The sequence below is a fragment of the Pseudomonas sp. GW822-FHT05A08 genome, from assembly GCF_058800485.1.
This window is the reverse complement of record NZ_CM179511.1, coordinates 2,171,013-2,189,264: the sequence shown is the minus strand read 5'-3', so window position 1 is coordinate 2,189,264 and position 18,252 is coordinate 2,171,013. Positions and strand designations below refer to the sequence as shown.

Below are 18,252 nucleotides of genomic sequence, written 5' to 3'. Positions count from 1 at the left end.
TAGACGTTATGTAGCAGGTCTCATCTGACAAAAAAACTCATGGGTCTCCCTTGCTTGGAAGCCCATGAAATCAAGCGCGGCTTGAGACAAACAACTTCCCTCCCGCATGGAGGAAATGGCGCCCCGGCTTTGCGTGATCGCCTTGGCGCCTGCCCCGCATCCGTTGTACCCGTTCTGCTGGGGGGATCAGCAGAGTATTCATATAGAGGACGCACCATGAACAAAAGCTATGCACTGATCTGGAACCAGGCCACTGGTTGCTGGAACGTCGCCAGCGAAGGAACCCGGCGCCGAGGCAAATCCAGTCGCCTCAAGGCCGTGATCGCCGCCGGCTTCTCGCTGCTGGGCCTGCTGGCCCAGGCTCCGGCCTTTGCCTTGCCGAACGGAGCGGCGATAGTCGCGGGCGACGCCGGCCTCCATACCACGGTCGACGGCAAACACATGACCATCGACCAACAGAGCAACAAACTGATCACCAACTGGAACGAGTTCAGCGTCGCTGGCGACGAAAGCGTCAGCTTCCACCAGCCCGGTAGCCAATCGATCGCCCTCAACCGGGTACTCGGCACCAATGGCAGCGATATCCAGGGCCGTATCAATGCCAACGGCAAAGTGTTCCTGATCAACCCCAATGGCGTGGTCTTCGGCAAGTCCGCCCAGGTCAACGTCGGCGGCCTGGTGGCCTCCACCCAGAACATCAGTGACAAGGATTTCCTCGACGGTACTTACCGCTTTACCGGGAACTCCAGCTCTGCCGTGAGCAACGCCGGCCAGATCACCGCCAACGAGGGCGGCAGCGTCGCGTTGCTAGGTGCCCAGGTCAGCAACAGCGGGGTAATCCAGGCGCAGATGGGCAGTGTCGCACTGGGCGCGGGCAAGGACTTCAGCGTCAACTTCGACGGCAACGGCCTGCTCAACCTGCAGGTGAACGGTGCCGCGGTGGATGCCCTGGTGCAGAACGGTGGCCTGCTCAAGGCCGACGGCGGCCAGGTGTTGATGACCGCCAGCAGCGCCAGCAGCCTGCTGAAAAACGTGGTGAGCAACCAGGGCGTGATCGAGGCCAAGACCTTGCAGAACAAGGCCGGCAAGATTGTCCTGGACGGTGGCGACAACGGCATCGTCCAGGTGGCCGGACGCCAGGACGCCAGCGCCCTGGGCGGCCAGGGCAACGGTGGCGTGGTGGAAAACCGCGGCGCCCGGGTCGAGGTCCAACTGGCTGCGCAAGTGGATACGCACGCCGACCAGGGCACCACCGGCACCTGGAAGATCAGCACGGACGAGGTGAGTGTTTCCAAGGCAGAGAACGGCACGCGTGGCGGCAATACCGGCCCTACCCTGCACGCCGATACCCTGGCCCAGAACCTGGCCCGGACCAATGTCGAACTGAACAGCAAGGGCAACCTGTCGGTCAACAAGGCGCTGTCCTGGAACAGCGGCAACAAGCTCGGCCTGACCGCCGAGCGCGGCGACATCCAGGTGAACGCGGCATTGAGCGCCACCGGCAACGGCGCGGCCCTGGCCCTGAATGCCGCGCAGGGAGGCATTCGCCTGAATGACGATGTCGCGCTGACCGGAACGGGAGCGAGCCTGGAGCTGAACTCCAAAAACGGCCACAGCCTCAAGGATGACAAGAGCGTCACCCTCTCCGGTGCGGATGCCCGCTTCAGCGCCAACGGCGAGTCCTACCAGGTGGTGCAGAACCTGAAGCAGTTGCGCGATATCGAAAACAACATGAATGGCCGCTATGTACTGGGTAACCGGATCACCGGCCAAGGCAGCTTCAGGACACTTGGCGAAGGTCGCTCCTTCACCGGCAAGCTCGATGGCCTGGGCAATACCATCAGCGACCTGTCGCTCTATAGCAGCACCGCCTTTGTCGGGCTGTTCGGTACCAACCTGGGGCAGATCAGCAACCTGAACCTCGAACGCATTTCAGCCAGTGGTGCTTATTCCACCTACTACAACACCCAGGTCGGCACCCTGGCCGCGGTGAACATGGGTAGCATCCGCAACGTCAAGGCCAAGGACGTGCGGGTGACCGGAGCCTCTCATCTGAACTCGCTGGGTGGCCTGGTCGCGCTCAACCTGAACGGCGACATCGCCAACTCCTCGGCCAGCGGCCTGGTGATCGGCAACCAGTACACCTTTGCAATGGGTGGCCTGGTGGGCGAAAACGTCTCCAGCGCAGGTGGCGTGGCAAAAATCACCAATAGCCATGCCAATATCGCCCTCAGGGGGCAGATGAATTCTGGCTCCAGAGGCGCGGGTGGATTGGTGGGTTCGAACCGCGGAGTCATCGCCAATGCCTCCAGCACCGGCACGATCGACCTCGCCGGCGCCAACCTGAACATCGGTGGCCTGGCCGGCGAAAATACTGGCGATGGCAGCATCAGCAACTCCCGCTCCAGCACCAATGTCTCGGGTAGCCGGGCTGGTCGGATCGGTGGCCTGGTCGGCTCCAACCAGGGTTCGCTGGCCAACTCTCACGCCAGCGGCGACGTAACCGGCAATGGCACGGAAGCGATCGGCGGCCTGGTTGGCAAGAATCAGGGTGGCTCGATTGCCAACAGCTCTGCCAGCAACAACGTGTCCGACCTGTACAGCAAAAATGTGGGCGGCCTGATTGGCCATAACCAGGGCGGCCGCGTCGATAACGCGTTGTTCTCCGGCGCGGTGAAAGGCGGCAGGAATGCCAATATCGGCGGCCTGATCGGCACGAACCAGAATGGCTCGATCAGCAACAGCTCGGCCAAAGGCAATGTGTCCGGTCTGTACGGTAGCAATGTGGGTGGCCTGATTGGCTACAACCAGAACAGCCGTATCGATAATGTAACGGTGGCCGGCACGGTGAAAGGCGATAGCAAGGCCAATATCGGCGGGCTGATCGGCTACAACGAAAAGTCCTCCATCGCCAACGCGTCCTCCACCTCCCTGTCCGTTACCGGCGGCAATGACGCCCTTATCGGTGGCCTCGTCGGCTATAGCCTGAACAGCAATATCGCCAACTCATCGGTATCTGCCACAGTGACCGCCGGCAACGGCAGCCAGAGCGGTGGTCTGGTCGGTTACAGCAAAAATACCGATATCACCAACGCCTCGGCAGCCGTCCTGGTGACCGCCGGCGACAATAGCCAGGTCGGCGGCCTGGTGGGCCACAGCCAGGATGGCCGTATCATCAACGCCTCCGCATCCGGCACGGTGAGCAGCGGCAACAATAGCCAGGTTGGTGGCCTGGTCGGTTACAACCAAGACAGCAACATCACCAACGCCTCGACATCCGCCACGGTGAACGGCGGTGACGATAGCCAGGTCGGCGGCCTGGTTGGCAGACAGCAGGGCAAGGTCGCCAACTCCTCCGCCAAAGGTTCGGTCAACGGCGGTCGCTATAGCAGTGTGGGTGGCTTGGCCGGGATGAATGAAGGGGAGATCAGCAACTCCAAAACCACCAGTAACGTCAGCGGCGGTTACGGCGCGCGCCTGGGCGGGCTGGCGGGGATGAACTTCGGTACGCTGCGCCTGTCATCGGCAGGCGGCAAGATCGATGGTTCCCACGCCTCCGGACAGTTCTACGGTGGCCTGGTCGGCATCAACTTCAATTCGGACCAGCAATCCAGCAACAGCGTCTTTGGTGAAGCGACCAAGGTGCCGCAGGTTGGCCTGCAGTTCTGAGAGCTGAAGCTCTGCCCCCCGTCATAGGGAGGCAGGGCTTGTTGTCTGAGTGAAAAAAAGGGGGCAATGATTCAGCCGAATCATTGCCCCCTCTTTTTGCCTGGCGCCTCTCGGCGCCCTATTCCAGAGCTCTATTTCTCTGTCACGACCTCAGCACCGTCGGCGCCCGAAGCGCTGGACCGGGTCAGGCGGTAGATGGATGCGCAGTAGAGCAGCAGCGCCAAGGTCGCCAGCAAGCCGCCGGCCAAGCCGATATAGGCGAACCCGAGTTGGCCCCCTACCCAGCTGCCAAGCAGCGCGCCGCCGCCGATGCCGATATTGTAGATCCCCGAAAACAGCGCCATTGCCACATCGGTAGCGTCCGGAGCGAGCACCAGGACCCTGGACTGCAGCGCCAGCCCGAAGCCCATGATCGCCATCCCCCAGATCAGGCTGAGCCCGCCCAGGTACGAGACCTCCCCGCTCAACGGCAACAGCAATGCCAGGCACAGAATGAGCAACGTCACCGTCACCAGCAGAAAGCGCTGCGGGCTGTAGCGGTGAAACCTGCTGAACAACAGCGAGCCGAAGATACCGGCGCCACCGAACAGCAGCAGGATGAGGGTCACCACATCGCCACTCAAGCCGGCCACCACCTTGATGAAAGGCTCGATATAGCTATAGGCCGTGAACTGCGCGGTGACCACCAGGGCCGTCAGTACATAGAGCGCCATCAGCGCAGGCCGCTTGAACAGCACCGGCAGGCTTCTGAGAGAACCCGAGTTCTGGCTGGGCAACAACGGCAGGCTCCTGGCCAACCAGAACACCAGCGCGGTAGCCAGGCCAGCAATCACAATAAAGGTGGTCCGCCAGCCCATGGCCTCGCCCAGCAACCTGCCGAGGGGAATACCCAGCACCATCGCCAAGGAAGTACCGGTGGCCAGCAAGCCCAGGGCCTGGACCTGTTTTCCCGGTGGTGCCAGACGCACCGCCAGGGACGCGGTAATGGACCAGAACAGCGCATGGGACAAGGCCACACCGACCCGGCTCAGCAACAGCATGCCGAAACTCGTGGCCAGCCCCGACAGGATGTGACTGGCGATAAACATCCCGAACAGCACGAGCAACAGCTTGCGTCGCTCGACGTTGCGCGTCAGCAACATGACTGGCAGCGAAGTCAGGGACACTATCCAGGCATAGAGAGTGAGCATCAGACCGACCCGGGCCGTCGACAGGTCGAAGCTGCTGCCGATCGAACTCAATAGCCCGACGGGGACGAACTCCGTGGTGTTGAACACAAAGGCCGCCAACGTCAGTGCGATGACCGCCCGCCAATTACCCTTAGTTGTCGCCACGGAGATACTCATTTAAAGGTGCACCACTCTATCGATGGTCAATCAGGCCCAGACCTTCGCAAACCCTGTGCCAAACGCCTACTCACAAAGACTGAGCGCACGGTCAGGAGCATGCAGGCGCCGAACAGGATCTGCGCCAGCGTACAGGACAAGGGGAAAGCAGCGTCATCCCGCACTACAGAGGAGCAATGGACCGAAACGCGGCCACTGCCGACGGAAACGAAAAAAGGGTCCCGAATGGGACCCTTTTTCGATGAGCTACAGACCTTTGATAATCTGTAGCTCTATGTTTGGAGCGGGAAACGAGACTCGAACTCGCGACCCCGACCTTGGCAAGGTCGTGCTCTACCAACTGAGCTATTCCCGCAAATGGCGTCCCCTAGGGGACTCGAACCCCTGTTACCGCCGTGAAAGGGCGGTGTCCTAGGCCACTAGACGAAGGGGACACGCTACAACATTCACTCCCTGCCGCGTTTCACTGTGTGCTTTACGCTGCAAGTGGCGCGCATTCTATGGATGGATTGGAGGGTCGTCAACCCCCTGATATAAATTTATTTAAATCAATGACTTCGGGGTGGTTTGCGAGCCCTTTCGGGCATTTGTGCAGCCTGTGCCTTGACGCCTATATTCTGACACTCGACAAGACGCTATAGTCCACATCCTTAGGTGATGGCAATATGAAACCAGCCAGACATTTCCTATATAAGCAGAGAATCGGCCTGTTTCTGCTCGTCGACCTGCGCTAGGCGCCCCAAGGCTAAGTCACTACACTCGCCACTCGTACGCGAACCCCAGAAAGAGGTCTTACACGGTGACACCACTCATGATCACCCTGCTAGTAGTAGCCGGGATCGTAATATTGATCGCCATTGGCTACATGAACCATGTGGTGGAAAACAATAAACTGGAAAAGGCCCGTACCAAGGTCGAACTCAATGACCGCCTGCGCCGCTGCGGCGAAATCACCGAGACCTTCCCCGGCCAGTTCATGTCGCCAGGGCTCAAGCTGCTGATGACCCGCCTGGAGCTCAACGTCGTTCAGCGTCTGTTGAACCTGAACAAGTCCGATGCCGCGCTCAAGGCGCGTATCGCCGAGTTGAACGCGCTGGTCGGCCAGGGCGAATCGATTCCGGTCAACAACCCGCCCTGCCCGATCCAGACCGAAGCCAAGGCCAAGGACGTGCGCTTTCTTCTGGAAGCCCTGCATGGCCAGGTGACTCGCGCCGCCCAGGACGGCTTCCTGCCGACCAACGAAGCCAAGCACTGGATCCGGGAAATCCGCCACATCCTGGTGCTGCTGCACATCGAGTTCTTCAACAACCTCGGCCAGTACGCCCTGCAGCAGGAACAACCCGGCCAGGCGCGCCTGGCGTTCGAGCGCGGTGTGCAATACCTGCGCAAGCAGCCGGATCCGGCGGTCTATCGGGAACAACTGGAGTACCTGGAAAAACTCCTGGCCCGCTCCAACGCGATGGTGCTGACCAACACCCAGCCGGTCGAAGGCGAGGTCAACCAATTGACCGAAGGCCTGAAGGTCGTCGAAGCCGACGCCGACTGGAAGAAGAAAGCCATTTACGACTGACCGGCAACAGCCGCGCGAGCAATACGCGCGGCACGGCCTACAGGCTGCGCCCCTGGCGGCGCAGCCTGTAGCAAGCATCAGCGGCATTACAACCGGAAATGCCCGACCATCCCCTTCAACTCCGCCCCCAACTGCGCCAGCTCGATGCTCGACGCCGCATTGCCCTGCATGGCCAGTGACGACTGATCGGCGCTGGCGCGGATGCTGGTGACGCTGCGGTTGATCTCTTCGGCGACCGAGCTTTGTTGCTCGGCGGCCGCGGCGATCTGCTGGTTCATCTGCTGAATCAGCGACACCGCCGTGGCAATGCTGCCCAGCGCGCTTTCGGTCTGCAGCGCATCGCTGACCGCCAGCTTGACCAGTTCGCCGCTGCTCTGGATCTGCTGCACCGAGGACTGCGCCGCCGAACGCAGGGCACTGACCAGGCGTTCGATCTCTTCAGTGGATTGCTGGGTGCGCTTGGCCAGGGCCCGCACTTCGTCGGCCACCACCGCGAAGCCCCTGCCCTGCTCGCCGGCACGCGCCGCTTCGATGGCCGCGTTCAGCGCCAACAGGTTGGTCTGCTCGGCGACACTCTTGATCACGCTGAGCACGGTGCCGATGTTCTGGATCTCGGCGCTGAGGCTTTCAATGCTGGAGCTGGCGCTGGTGGCCGAATCCGCCAGCTGTTCGATGCGCTGCATACTCTGGCGCACCACCTGCTGGCCACTTTCCACCTTGTCGTCGGCGGTCTGCGCCGCCTGCGCGGCTTCTTCGGCGTTGCGCGCGACGTCGTGCACGGTGGCGGTCATCTGGTTCATCGCAGTCGCCACCTGCTCGGTTTCTTCCTTCTGGCTGCTGACTTCCAGATTGGTCTGTTCGGTCACCGCCGACAGCGACTGGGCCGAGCTGGCCAACTGTTCGATGCCTGCCTGCAGGCCGCTGACAATACCGCTCAGGCCGCTGCCCATCTGTTGCATCGCCAGCATCAGCTGGCCGATTTCGTCCCGGCGCGTCACCTCCACCGTCGCGCTCAGGTCACCGGCGGCGATCTGCTGCGCCACGCGCATCACGCTGCGCAGCGGAGTGACGATCAAGCGGGTAATGATCCAGGCCGCCAACACGCCCACCAGCAACGCCAGGGCCGAAGACGCGACGATCAACAGCGAGTTCTTTTTCAGCTCCGCCTGCATCGACTGATCCTGCGCACCGTACGCCTGGTCGACCCGCTCCATCACCTGCGCGGCGCGCTCGTGCAGTTGCTGATAGACCTTTTTCTCCTGCGCCAGCAAGCCGGTGTATTCGGCGAGCTTCTCGCTGAAACCACCGATATGCCCGACCACTTCGTTGAGCACCGTCTGATAACCGGCGTCCTTGACCAGGGTCTTGAGCTGCTCGGCCTGGGCCAGGGCCTGGTCGGCCTGTTCGATCTTGCCCTGCTCGACCTCTTCCTCGCCCTTGCGGCTCTGGTCCAGGCGCACCCGGGCTTCGTTCATGGCTTGCAGCATCAAGCGCGAAACCTGACTGACCTGATTGGCCTGCTCGACGAACTCGCTGCCCTCCTTGCCGGCGGACTCCTTGAGGCTATAGGTGCCGTCATCAGCCAGACCGGCCTGCAGCACGTCGAGGTTGTTGGCCACGCTGGACACTGACCAACTGGCCATTTCCAGCGCCAGGTCCTTGGCCTGGGTCAGCTCGACGAACTCATCGAAGGCCTTGCGGTAAGCCCCCAGCGCCTGCTCGACATCGGTCATCACCGGCACATTCGCCGCCGAACGCTCCTTGAGCTGCGCCGCCAGAGCCAGCAGGCCATCGACGCCTTCGCGCAAGGCGTCCGCGGTTTTGGCGTCGCCGTGCAAGGCATAGTTCTGTTCGAGCAGGCGGACCTTGAGCAAGCCGCTGTTGAGTGACGACATCTGCTTGAGGCCATCGAAACGCTGGCTGATGGTCTGCAGGGACCAGACGCCGATGGCGGCTACCAGCGCCGTCAGCAGCAGCACCAGTGTGAAGCCGACACCCAGTTTTTTCGCCATGCCGAGGTTGGCAAAACGTCCGTTCGTGGCCGAATTCATTGCGCTCAGTCCCCTTCCAGTCCCCAATGGCAACAGGGCCATTGTCCAGTTTTGCAGGTTCGCAACGGGCTGCACTGGAGCACAAGTCTCTGGCGTCGGAATAATGGCAAAAAGCTACGTTCAGGTCGTTTTCAGAATGGTCGAGGTCGATCCGGTACAACCCAGGCAACGCTTGGTCACCAGGGCCGTCCCTAAGACAGGCGAGCGTCAGATGGCGGTGGCACCACCGTCGACCGCCAGCGCATGGCCGGTGGTGAAGGCCGCGCCGTCGCTGCACAGATACAGCACCGCGCTGGCGATTTCCTCGACCTTGCCGAGCCGCCCGACCGGGTGCATGGCCGCGGCGAATTCGGCTTTCTTCGGATCGGCCTCGTAGGCACGGCGGAACATATCGGTGTCGATCACCGCCGGGCACACCGCGTTAACCCGGATTTTCTTCTTCGCATACTCGATGGCCGCCGACTTGGTCAGGCCGATCACCGCATGCTTGGAGGCGGCATAGATGCTCATCTTCGGCGCCGCGCCGAGGCCGGCCACCGACGCCGTGTTGACGATGGCCCCGCCGCCCTGGGCGAGCATCAGCGGCAACTGGTGCTTCATGCACAGCCAGACGCCCTTGACGTTGACTCCCATGATCGCGTCGAACTCATCCAGGGTGCCGTCCGCCAGCTTGCCCTTCTCGATTTCGATCCCGGCATTGTTGAAGGCATAGTCGAGACGGCCGTAGCTGCTCACCACCTGGGCCATCAGGTTCTGCACATCCGCCTCGTCGGTAACGTTGCAGCGCACGAACAGTGCCTCGCCACCGGCGGCGCGAATCAATTGCACCGTACCCTCGCCACCGGCGACGTCGAGGTCGGCCGCCACCACTTTCAGCCCCTGCGTGGCGAACGCCAGGGCCGTGGCCCGGCCAATACCCGCCGCTGCGCCGGTGACCAAAACGACCTGGCCGGAAAACGTCATGCTCATGGTGATGCCCTCGATGGAATGCATGGATCGGATTCGCCCAGTCTAGGCACAGGCAACGAGCACGCGGCAGCACTATCAGAGGGCCGGTTGCCCACTTATCCGCAATGGTGATGAAGGCTGCCATACCACCATCACGCCTCTGGATCGCCCCCTATTCGCTACAGCGGCAAACCTTGCGGCATCAGGGCTGAAGGTCTATCAACTAGGGTTCCATCGATCCTCGAGTGCCTGCCATGACCACCCAGACCAATCGCCAGTTTCTGCTCGCCAAACGCCCGGTGGGCGCGGCAACCCGCGAAACCTTTACCTACCAGCAGGTTCCCGTCGGCGAACCGGCGGCCGGGCAGATCCTGGTGAAGAATGAGTACCTGTCCCTCGACCCGGCCATGCGCGGCTGGATGAACGAAGGCAAGTCCTACATCCCGCCAGTGGGCATCGGTGAAGTGATGCGCGCCCTGGGCGTGGGCCAGGTGATCGCCTCGAACAACCCCGGCTTCGCCGTCGGCGACTACGTCAATGGCGCCCTGGGCGTGCAGGACTATTTCCTCGGCGAGCCGCGCGGCTTCTATAAGGTCGATCCGAAACTGGCGCCGCTGCCGCGCTACCTGTCGGCCCTGGGCATGACCGGCATGACCGCCTATTTCGCCCTGCTGGACGTCGGTGCGCCAAAAGCCGGTGAAACCGTGGTGCTGTCGGGCGCGGCCGGCGCGGTGGGCAGCATTGCCGGGCAGATCGCCAAGATCAAAGGCTGCCGGGTGGTCGGCATCGCCGGCGGCCAGGACAAATGCAAGTTCCTGATCGACGAACTGGGCTTCGACGGGGCCATCGACTACAAGAGCGAAGACGTCCATGCCGGCCTCAAGCGCGAATGCCCGAAAGGCGTCGACGTGTATTTCGATAACGTCGGCGGCGACATCCTCGATGCGGTGCTCAGTCGCCTGAACTTCAAGGCCCGGGTGGTGATCTGCGGCGCCATCAGCCAGTACAACAACAAGGAGGCGGTCAAGGGACCGGCCAACTACCTGTCGTTGCTGGTCAATCGTGCGCGCATGGAAGGTTTTGTGGTGATGGACTATGCGGCCCAGTTCGCCGCCGCCGGGCAGGAAATGGCCGGCTGGATGGCCAAGGGGCAGCTCAAGAGCAAGGAGGATATCGTCGAAGGCCTGGAGACCTTCCCGGAAACGCTGATGAAGCTGTTCAGCGGCGAGAACTTCGGCAAGCTGGTGCTGAAGGTTTGAACGTGGCTCTTTGAATCAGGCTGTCTGTACGATCGTTTCGCGAGCAAGCTCGCTCCTACAAGGGCCTATGCACTCTCTGTAGGAGCGAGCTTGCTCGCGATAGCGCGAAGCGCGCTTGCACTATCGCCGACAGCCAGCACTCTGCTGCCGGATTCAGGCCAACTCGGCCACCACGGCCGCCAGGGCCTTGGCCGGATCCGCCGCCTGACTGATCGGACGGCCGATCACCAGATAGTCGGAACCGGCATCCAGCGCCTGGCGCGGGGTGAGGATGCGCCGCTGGTCGTCCTGGGCGCTGCCCGCCGGACGGATCCCCGGGGTCACCAGTTGCAGCGACGGGTGCGCGGCCTTCAGCGCCTGGGCTTCCAGGGCCGAACAGACCAGGCCGTCCATGCCGGCCTTTTCCGCCAGGGCGGCCAGACGCAGCACCTGCTCCTGCGGTTCGATATCCAGGCCGATGCCGGCCAGGTCTTCACGCTCCATGCTGGTCAGCACGGTCACGCCGATCAGCAGCGGTTTCGGGCCGCTGCGCTGGTCCAGCACTTCGCGGCAGGCCGCCATCATGCGCAAGCCGCCGGAGCAGTGCACATTGACCATCCATACGCCCATCTCCGCGGCGGCCTTGACGGCCATCGCGGTGGTGTTGGGGATGTCATGGAATTTCAGGTCGAGGAAGACTTCAAAACCCTTGTCTCGCAGGGTGCCGACGATTTCCGAAGCACAACTGGTGAACAGTTCCTTGCCGACTTTGACCCGGCACAGCTTGGGGTCCAGCTGATCAGCCAGTTTCAGTGCGGCGTCACGGGTGGGAAAGTCCAGGGCGACGATGATAGGAGTCTGGCAAGCGGACATGAAGGGGCTCTCAGGCAAGTCGAAATCGGCGCGGATTGTAGCGCAAGCGACGACGCTCCGGGACCCGATGATCGGTAATTCATCGCCAACGGCAGCTTGCGTATCGATAAAACCGTGCAAATGCCCGACCCTGGCGGTAATTGTGTCGAGCCCGATACACTCCCGACACGCCGGCAACAACCCGCCCGGCTACCCTCGCCAGCCGCAACACTCCCGAACAGCACTTCCAGCCCCAGGGCCGGACGCCTATGCTGAAGCCACCACCTCGCCGCCCATCTTTGTGGTTGGCAGCCTACCTGGCAGACGATCGCACGCATGCACAACATTCCAGCTCCCCTCAATGACGATCAGAAAGCACCTGGCACGGGTGACGACAAGCGCTGGAACACCCGGGCGCTGATCGTCGACGACGATGTACCGATCCGCGAACTGCTGATCGACTACCTGGCCCGCTTCAATATCCACGCCACCGGCGTGACCGACGGCGCGGCGATGCGCCAGGCCTTGCAGGCGGAACACTTCGACGTGGTGGTGCTCGACCTGATGCTGCCCGGCGAGGATGGCCTGTCCCTGTGCCGCTGGCTGCGCACCGAGTCGGACATCCCGATCCTGATGCTCACCGCCCGCTGCGAACCCACCGACCGGATCATCGGCCTGGAACTGGGGGCCGACGACTACATGGCCAAGCCCTTCGAGCCCCGGGAACTGGTGGCGCGGATCCAGACCATCCTGCGCCGGGTCCGCGACGACCGCACCGAGCAGCGGGCCAATATCCGCTTCGACAACTGGCGCCTGAACAGCGTGCTGCGCCAGTTGATCTCCGCCGACGGTCTTGTCGTACCGCTGTCCAACGCCGAATTCCGCCTGCTCTGGGTGTTCATCGAACGCCCGCGCCGGGTCCTGAGCCGCGAACAGTTGCTGGACGCCGCCCGTGGCCGCTCCATCGAAGCCTTCGATCGCAGTATCGACCTGCTGGTCTCGCGCCTGCGGCAGAAGCTTGGCGACGACCCGAAATCGCCGCAGTTGATCAAGACCGTGCGCGGCGAAGGCTACCTGTTCGACGCCCGAGACATCGGCTGATGCGTGGGCGCTTCGATACGCTGTTCGGCCGCCTGTTCGGGGTGCTGCTGATCGCGATCGTGCTCGCCCACCTGCTCGCCTTCTTCTGGTTCCGTCTCTACGGCCCGCCTCCGCGCCCGCCGGCCAGCGAATTCAGCGGCCAGCCACAGCCCGGCGGCGGGCGTTTCGAGCCGCGGCCACCACGTCCCTGGTTCGGCGGCCCGATCGTGCCGCTGACCTTCCAGTTCATCTCGCTGATCATCGCCGCCTGGTACGGCGCCAAGCTGTTGACCCGGCCGATCCAGCGCCTGAGCGATGCCGCCGAGCGCCTCAGCGAAGACCTCGACAGCCCGCCACTGGACGAGTCCGGCCCACGGGAAGCGCGGCAGGCGGCCCACACCTTCAACCTGATGCAACGGCGCATCCAGGAGCAGGTCAAGCAACGCGGGCGCATGCTCGGCGCGGTCTCCCACGACCTGCGCACGCCGCTGTCGCGCCTCAAGTTGCGCCTGGAACAGATCGCAGACAACAAGCTGCAGGGCCAGATGCGCCAGGACCTCGACGACATGATCAGCATGCTCGACGCGACCCTGAGCTACCTGCACGAACAGCGCACCAGCGAGGCCCTGCAGTGGATGGATGTGCAGGCGCTGGTGGAATCGCTCTGTGAAAACGCCCAGGACCAGGGCGCCGACGTGCAGACCGACGGCCATTGCGCGCCCCTGCAGGTGCAGCCGATGGCGTTGCGTTCCTGCCTGAACAACCTGCTGGACAACGCCCTGCGCTATGCCGGGCATGCCCGCATCAGCCTGCAGGACAGCCGCGAGCAGGTGCTGATCCGGGTCATCGACCATGGCCCGGGCATCGCCGAAGACCAGCGCGAAGCCGTGTTCGAACCCTTCTACCGGCTGGAAGGCTCGCGCAACCGCAATTCCGGCGGCGTCGGCCTGGGCATGACCATCGCCCGCGAGGCCGCCGAACGCCTGGGCGGGCAACTGCACCTGGAAGAAACCCCCGGTGGCGGCCTGACCACCGTGGTGCGCCTGCCCCGCGTCTGAGTCGCCCGTGTGCCGGGCGGTACCCGGCTCCCGTCCACGAACCTTGCCCCCGGCGGCGTTGACGTCGCCGCCTGATCATCAGCCACCACCGTACCGCTGTAGCCGCTGCCGAGCAGCGGCTACAGGCGCTTGTCTTCACCCCGCGCCTGGCTCGCGCTCCAGTCGGTCAACAGGCTGTAGGCCACGGCCAGCAGGGTCGGGCCGATGAACAGGCCGATGAAGCCGAACGCGATCAGCCCGCCGAAGACCCCGAGCAGCACGATCACCAGCGGCAGGTTGCCGCCGCGGCTGATCAGGTAGGGCTTGAGCACGTTGTCGACGCCACTGATGATGAAGGTGCCCCAGATACCGAGGAACACCGCCATCCCGTATTCGCCCTTCCAGGCCAGCCAGGCGGTGGCCGGAATCCATACCAACGGTGGGCCCATGGGAATCAGGCTAAGCAGGAAGGTGACGATCCCCAGCACCAGCGCACCCGGCACGCCGGCGATCAGGAACCCGATCAGGGCCAGGACTGCCTGGGCCGCGGCGGTGCCGATCACACCGTTGACCACCCGCTGCACCGTACCGGCCACCAGCTCGATGTAGTAGCCGGCGCGGTCGCCGATCAGGCGCTCCAGCAGCCCGTGGACGAACGCCGCCAGGCGCGGCCCGTCGCGATAGAAGAAAAATACGAAGACGATGCTCAGGGTCAGCTCGAGGATCCCGCCACCGATCTGCGCGCTGCGGGCCAGCAGCCAGTTGCCGACCTGCCCCAGGTAGGGCTTGATCGCCAGCATCATCGCCGCGCCCTGCTGGTCGATGCTGTTCCACAGCCCCACCAGCCGTTCACCGACGAAGGGCACGCCGGCCAGCCAGCTCGGCGCTGCGGGCAGGCCATCGACCTGCACATCCTTGATAAAGGCGGTGGCGTCACGCACATGGTCGGCCAGGTTGAAGCCGAGCCAGACCAGCGGCGCCGCCACCAGCAGCATCCAGCCCAGGGTCAGCACGGCCGCAGCCAGGGCCTCGCGGCCATTGAGCCAGCGGGTCAGCAAGCGCATCAGCGGCCAGCTGGCAAACGCCAGGACCGCCCCCCAGAACAACGCGGACCAGAACGGCGCCATGACCCAGAAGCTGGCGCCGAACAGCACCAGAAGCAGGATCTGCACCAACAGGCGATCATTATTGAGCATTTGGGATCTCGAGAAAGGTCAACTCACCAAGCGTAGGCGAACGGTGGATGCCCGTTCGCCCAAGCCCGTTCAATGCAGCGGTTCAGCGCAGCAGCTCAAGACGCAAACCAGGCGCCTCGCGGCTGCCGCTTTCCATGCGTGCCGCACGCACGCCCTGGCCGATCAGGGCCTGGCGCCAGGCTTCGGCATTCGGCCCGGAAACACTGACCCGCAAGGTGGTATCGAGGTTCAACCCGCGCGACAGCAAGGTCAGCCAGGTCGGCTGGGGCTCGCCGCCGAGCTTGGGCAGGTCCAGCTCGCCGGTGTCCTTGAGCTGGCGCAACAGGGTGGCCGAGGTCGGCAACAACTCGCCCAGGGGGGTGCTGGCGTCGAATTGCTCGACATGCAGGTACGCCCGGCGGTTGCCGCGGGTAATGCTGTACAGGGCCACCAGCGAATTGTCGTTGGGCGCGGCCAGGCGCAACAGCAGGTACGCCTGCTGGGCATCGGCGCCATACAGCTTGGCGTTGCCGAACACCTCGTTGGCCCACAGGCTGCTTTCCCCGCAATCGCGGGCCTGGCACCAGAACAACAGTTCGGCGCCCTGCCCCTGCAAGGCTTCGCGGGCGGCGGTAAAGGCCGCGGTCGAGGAATGTTCCGGCGGCAACTCGTAGGTCACCGAAGTCGTGGTGCCACGAGCGCCGACCTGGCCATCGAAACGCAGCTGGCCGCTGATCTTGCGGATCGAGCCCATGGGGTAGATCCGCTCCATCTCGGCCGCCGGACGATAGTCGACGATCTGCGCGTCAGGCATGCGCGGCACGATCGGCAAGTCATGGCTGCCGGGCAAATCGGCGGCGAACAGCAAGGGGCTGACAGCGGACAACAGCAGGACACTGAATAAACGCATGGGTGCTCTCATCGGATCAGCATGGCCTGGGCGCCCTTGATGACACTGGCGTCATCCGTGCGTTGCGGGACCAGCAGCCCGCGCTGCACCGCCGGCCGCGCCTCGAGGGTCGCCATCCAGCGTTGCAGGGCCGCCAGGCCGTCCACCGAAACCCCGGACCATTCATGGCCGCGCACCCAGGGAAAGGTGGCGATATCGGCAATGCTGTAGTCGCCGGCAAGGAACTCGACCTCCTGCAAGCGGCTGTCGAGCACCTCGTACAGGCGCCGGGTTTCATGCTGGTAACGATCGATGGCGCCCTGGAGCTTTTCCGGAAAATAACGGAAGAACACGTTGGCCTGGCCCTGCATCGGACCGATGCCGCCCATCTGGAACATCAGCCACTGGATCACCCGGGAACGGCCCTGGGGATCGCTGGGCAGCAGTTGCCCGCTGAGTTCAGCCAGGTAGATGAGAATCGCGCCGGACTCGAACACCGCGAAATCACCGTTGGCGCGGTCGACAATCGCCGGAATCCGGCCATTGGGATTGATCTTGAGAAAGCCTGGAGCCTTTTGTTCCTTCTTGTCGAAACTCAGGGCATGCACCGTATAAGGCAGGCCGAGTTCCTCGAGCACGATAGAGACCTTGTGGCCATTCGGGGTCGCAGCGGTATAGAGATCTATCATGGTTGTCTCCCATTTCAACCCGCCCAGCCTCGACAGTTGCCCGCTGCAAGTCAAGAAACGGCGAAAAACCTATTGAAACAGTCTGCAACAAGGGTGGCACCGTCTTCGTCGTTCAAGTGCAGGTGATGGCCTCCGGGCAGCTGTTCCCGGCTGAAGGGTAGCCGCTCCAGCAAGTCTGTGTGCTTGGCCAGCATGCCGTCGGCCGCCACCACCAGATGGGCCGGACAGGCCAGGCGCTGGACGAACGTCAGGGCCTGCTCCTGGGTCAGGCGCAGCGGCGAAGCCAGGGTCAGGCGGCTGTCGCTGCGCCAGGTGTAGCCCCCCGGGACCGGCATCAGGCCGCGTTGCGCGAGCAGTTCGGCGGCTTCGCGGCTGACCGCGACCATGCCCTTCATCCGCGCCTCGATGGCGCGGTCCAGGGTGGCGTAGACCGGCTTGCGCTTGTCCCGCAGGTCCAGCTGGGCCTGCAGGGCCATGCCCATGCGCTCGGCGGCGTTTTCCCCGCTGGCGGTCGGCGGAATCACCCCATCGATCAGCGCCAGGTGGCTCACCCGCTCGGGCAACGAGCCGGCCAGCACCAGCGAGACGATCGCCCCCAGGGAATGCCCGAGCAGGCCAAAGCGTTTCCAGCCCAGTTGCTCGGCGACCTGCAACACGTCATACACGTAATCCCAGAGCGCATAGCTGGAGCCCAGGGGGCGGTGTCCGGAATGGCCATGCCCGGCCATGTCCAGGGCGACGATGCGCAAGCCACGCAGCCGGGGCGCCAGCCGCGCAAAGCTGTTGGCGTTGTCCAGCCAGCCGTGCAAGGCAATGACCGGCAGGCCGTCCTCGGGGCCGAACAGGTGCGCCGCCAGCTCGATATGCGGCAGGCTCAGGCGGACTTCTTCCACCGCGGCGCTCATGCGCAGCTCCGTTCGGCGCGGGCTTGCCAGCGGCTGAAGAGTTTTTTCAGCAGGGCCGCGGTGTCCTGCGGGCGCTCCAGCGGGAACATGTGCCCGCCCGGCATGCTCAGGGACTCACCATGGGGCATGCGCCCGACACTGCTGGCGTGGTGCTTCATCACCACCCGGCTCTGGCGCCCGCGCACTACCGCCAGCGGCACCTTCAACTGCCGGGGGCGGCCCGGGCTGGTGTGCGGCACGCCGCGATAGATACTGATCTCGGTGGCCGGGTCGAAACGCAACCGCAAACGGCCGTCGACCTGATGCAGGCCATGTTGCAGGTAGGCGTCGAAACACTCGGGGTCGAAGCCGCGGAACAGGGTCTTGCCGGCAAAATACTTGCGCGCCGACTCCAGGTCGCTGAACTCCTCGCGGCGGCCCAGGGTCCGGCCGGCGGGGGTCAGGCGATCGATGAAACCGAACCGCTTGGCGGCGCGAATCACCCATTGATCGGCGCGGGTCAGCACCGGCGAATCGAGCATCACCACCCCGCGATACAGCTCCGGACAACGCAGCGCCGCATGCAGATGCAGGACGCCGCCGAAGGAATGGCCGACACCCCACACCGGCTCGGCCTGCTGTTGCAGATGGTGGATCAGTTCGTCCACCAGGTTCAGCCAGTTGTCGTCCGCCGGAAAGCGCGGATCGTGGGCGTGCTGCTGCAAATGCGCCACCTGATATTCGGGTGCCAGGGCGGCGAACAACTTGCCATAGGTACCCGAGGGAAATCCGTTGGCGTGAGTGAAAAACACCTGTTGCGACAT

At 63.7% G+C, this 18,252-nt stretch carries 14 protein-coding genes, 2 tRNA genes and 1 pseudogene; 5 read left to right on the top strand and 12 right to left on the bottom strand.

The window, feature by feature from the left end; translation table 11 throughout:
* Positions 1 to 216: 216 nt before the first annotated feature.
* The gene (locus AC3RCP_RS09920; protein ID WP_101337212.1) at positions 217 to 3,669 is read left to right on the top strand and encodes a GLUG motif-containing protein; all 3,453 of its coding nucleotides are present in this window, start codon (positions 217 to 219) and stop codon (positions 3,667 to 3,669) included.
* 131 nt (positions 3,670 to 3,800) lie between these two features.
* Here AC3RCP_RS09920 and AC3RCP_RS09915 read toward each other — a convergent pair whose 3' ends face one another.
* From AC3RCP_RS09915 to AC3RCP_RS09905, 3 genes are all read right to left on the bottom strand, one after another.
* Positions 3,801 to 5,015 carry a sugar transporter gene (locus AC3RCP_RS09915; protein WP_492571671.1) on the bottom strand — a complete coding sequence of 405 codons (1,215 nt, stop codon included), beginning with the start codon at positions 5,013 to 5,015 and terminating at the stop codon, positions 3,801 to 3,803.
* Between the two features lie 279 nt (positions 5,016 to 5,294).
* Positions 5,295 to 5,370 (bottom strand) — tRNA-Gly (locus AC3RCP_RS09910).
* Between the two features lie 3 nt (positions 5,371 to 5,373).
* Positions 5,374 to 5,449 (bottom strand) — tRNA-Glu (locus AC3RCP_RS09905).
* A 365-nt stretch (positions 5,450 to 5,814) separates the two neighbouring features.
* On the opposite strand from AC3RCP_RS09905, the gene AC3RCP_RS09900 reads away from it, so the two are divergent.
* Positions 5,815 to 6,585, top strand: coding sequence for a hypothetical protein (locus AC3RCP_RS09900; protein ID WP_007931618.1), 771 nt, complete (start codon positions 5,815 to 5,817; stop codon positions 6,583 to 6,585).
* Between the two features lie 86 nt (positions 6,586 to 6,671).
* On the opposite strand, the gene AC3RCP_RS09895 is transcribed toward AC3RCP_RS09900, so the two are convergent.
* From AC3RCP_RS09895 to AC3RCP_RS09885, 3 genes and pseudogenes are all read right to left on the bottom strand, one after another.
* The gene (locus AC3RCP_RS09895) at positions 6,672 to 7,535 is read right to left on the bottom strand and encodes a methyl-accepting chemotaxis protein (protein ID WP_371860901.1); all 864 of its coding nucleotides are present in this window, start codon (positions 7,533 to 7,535) and stop codon (positions 6,672 to 6,674) included.
* Positions 7,536 to 8,597 (bottom strand): annotated as a pseudogene (locus tag AC3RCP_RS09890) (HAMP domain-containing protein); the annotation flags it as partial. It lies immediately after the preceding gene.
* Between the two features lie 246 nt (positions 8,598 to 8,843).
* Complete coding sequence (locus tag AC3RCP_RS09885) at positions 8,844 to 9,605, bottom strand: SDR family oxidoreductase (RefSeq protein ID WP_492569774.1); 762 nt, start codon at positions 9,603 to 9,605, stop codon at positions 8,844 to 8,846.
* A gap of 233 nt (positions 9,606 to 9,838) precedes the next feature.
* On the opposite strand from AC3RCP_RS09885, the gene AC3RCP_RS09880 reads away from it, so the two are divergent.
* Positions 9,839 to 10,843, top strand: coding sequence for an NADP-dependent oxidoreductase (locus tag AC3RCP_RS09880; RefSeq protein WP_101337209.1), 1,005 nt, complete (start codon positions 9,839 to 9,841; stop codon positions 10,841 to 10,843).
* 153 nt (positions 10,844 to 10,996) lie between these two features.
* On the opposite strand, the gene pyrF is transcribed toward AC3RCP_RS09880, so the two are convergent.
* The gene (gene pyrF / locus AC3RCP_RS09875; protein WP_007931610.1) at positions 10,997 to 11,695 is read right to left on the bottom strand and encodes an orotidine-5'-phosphate decarboxylase; all 699 of its coding nucleotides are present in this window, start codon (positions 11,693 to 11,695) and stop codon (positions 10,997 to 10,999) included.
* Positions 11,696 to 12,010: 315 nt separating this feature from the next.
* Between pyrF and AC3RCP_RS09870 the strand changes: the two genes are divergently transcribed.
* Both AC3RCP_RS09870 and AC3RCP_RS09865 read left to right on the top strand, forming a co-directional pair.
* The gene (locus AC3RCP_RS09870; protein ID WP_007931608.1) at positions 12,011 to 12,775 is read left to right on the top strand and encodes a response regulator; all 765 of its coding nucleotides are present in this window, start codon (positions 12,011 to 12,013) and stop codon (positions 12,773 to 12,775) included.
* Positions 12,775 to 13,812 carry an ATP-binding protein gene (locus tag AC3RCP_RS09865; protein WP_007931605.1) on the top strand — a complete coding sequence of 346 codons (1,038 nt, stop codon included), beginning with the start codon at positions 12,775 to 12,777 and terminating at the stop codon, positions 13,810 to 13,812. The genes AC3RCP_RS09870 and AC3RCP_RS09865 overlap by 1 nt, the downstream gene beginning before the upstream one ends.
* 119 nt (positions 13,813 to 13,931) lie before the next feature.
* Here AC3RCP_RS09865 and AC3RCP_RS09860 read toward each other — a convergent pair whose 3' ends face one another.
* The 5 genes from AC3RCP_RS09860 to AC3RCP_RS09840 form a co-directional block, all read right to left on the bottom strand.
* Positions 13,932 to 14,987, bottom strand: coding sequence for an AI-2E family transporter (locus AC3RCP_RS09860; protein WP_053260176.1), 1,056 nt, complete (start codon positions 14,985 to 14,987; stop codon positions 13,932 to 13,934).
* 82 nt (positions 14,988 to 15,069) lie between these two features.
* On the bottom strand, positions 15,070 to 15,876 hold the full coding sequence (locus tag AC3RCP_RS09855) for a DUF4892 domain-containing protein (RefSeq protein WP_173679741.1): 807 nt from the start codon (positions 15,874 to 15,876) through the stop codon (positions 15,070 to 15,072).
* An 8-nt stretch (positions 15,877 to 15,884) separates the two neighbouring features.
* Positions 15,885 to 16,544, bottom strand: coding sequence for a glutathione S-transferase family protein (locus tag AC3RCP_RS09850; RefSeq protein WP_007931599.1), 660 nt, complete (start codon positions 16,542 to 16,544; stop codon positions 15,885 to 15,887).
* 50 nt (positions 16,545 to 16,594) lie between these two features.
* Positions 16,595 to 17,449, bottom strand: a complete 855-nt coding sequence (locus AC3RCP_RS09845; protein WP_492569754.1) for an alpha/beta hydrolase — start codon at positions 17,447 to 17,449, stop codon at positions 16,595 to 16,597.
* Positions 17,446 to 18,252 carry an alpha/beta fold hydrolase gene (locus AC3RCP_RS09840; RefSeq protein ID WP_053260173.1) on the bottom strand — a complete coding sequence of 269 codons (807 nt, stop codon included), beginning with the start codon at positions 18,250 to 18,252 and terminating at the stop codon, positions 17,446 to 17,448. The genes AC3RCP_RS09845 and AC3RCP_RS09840 overlap by 4 nt, the downstream gene beginning before the upstream one ends.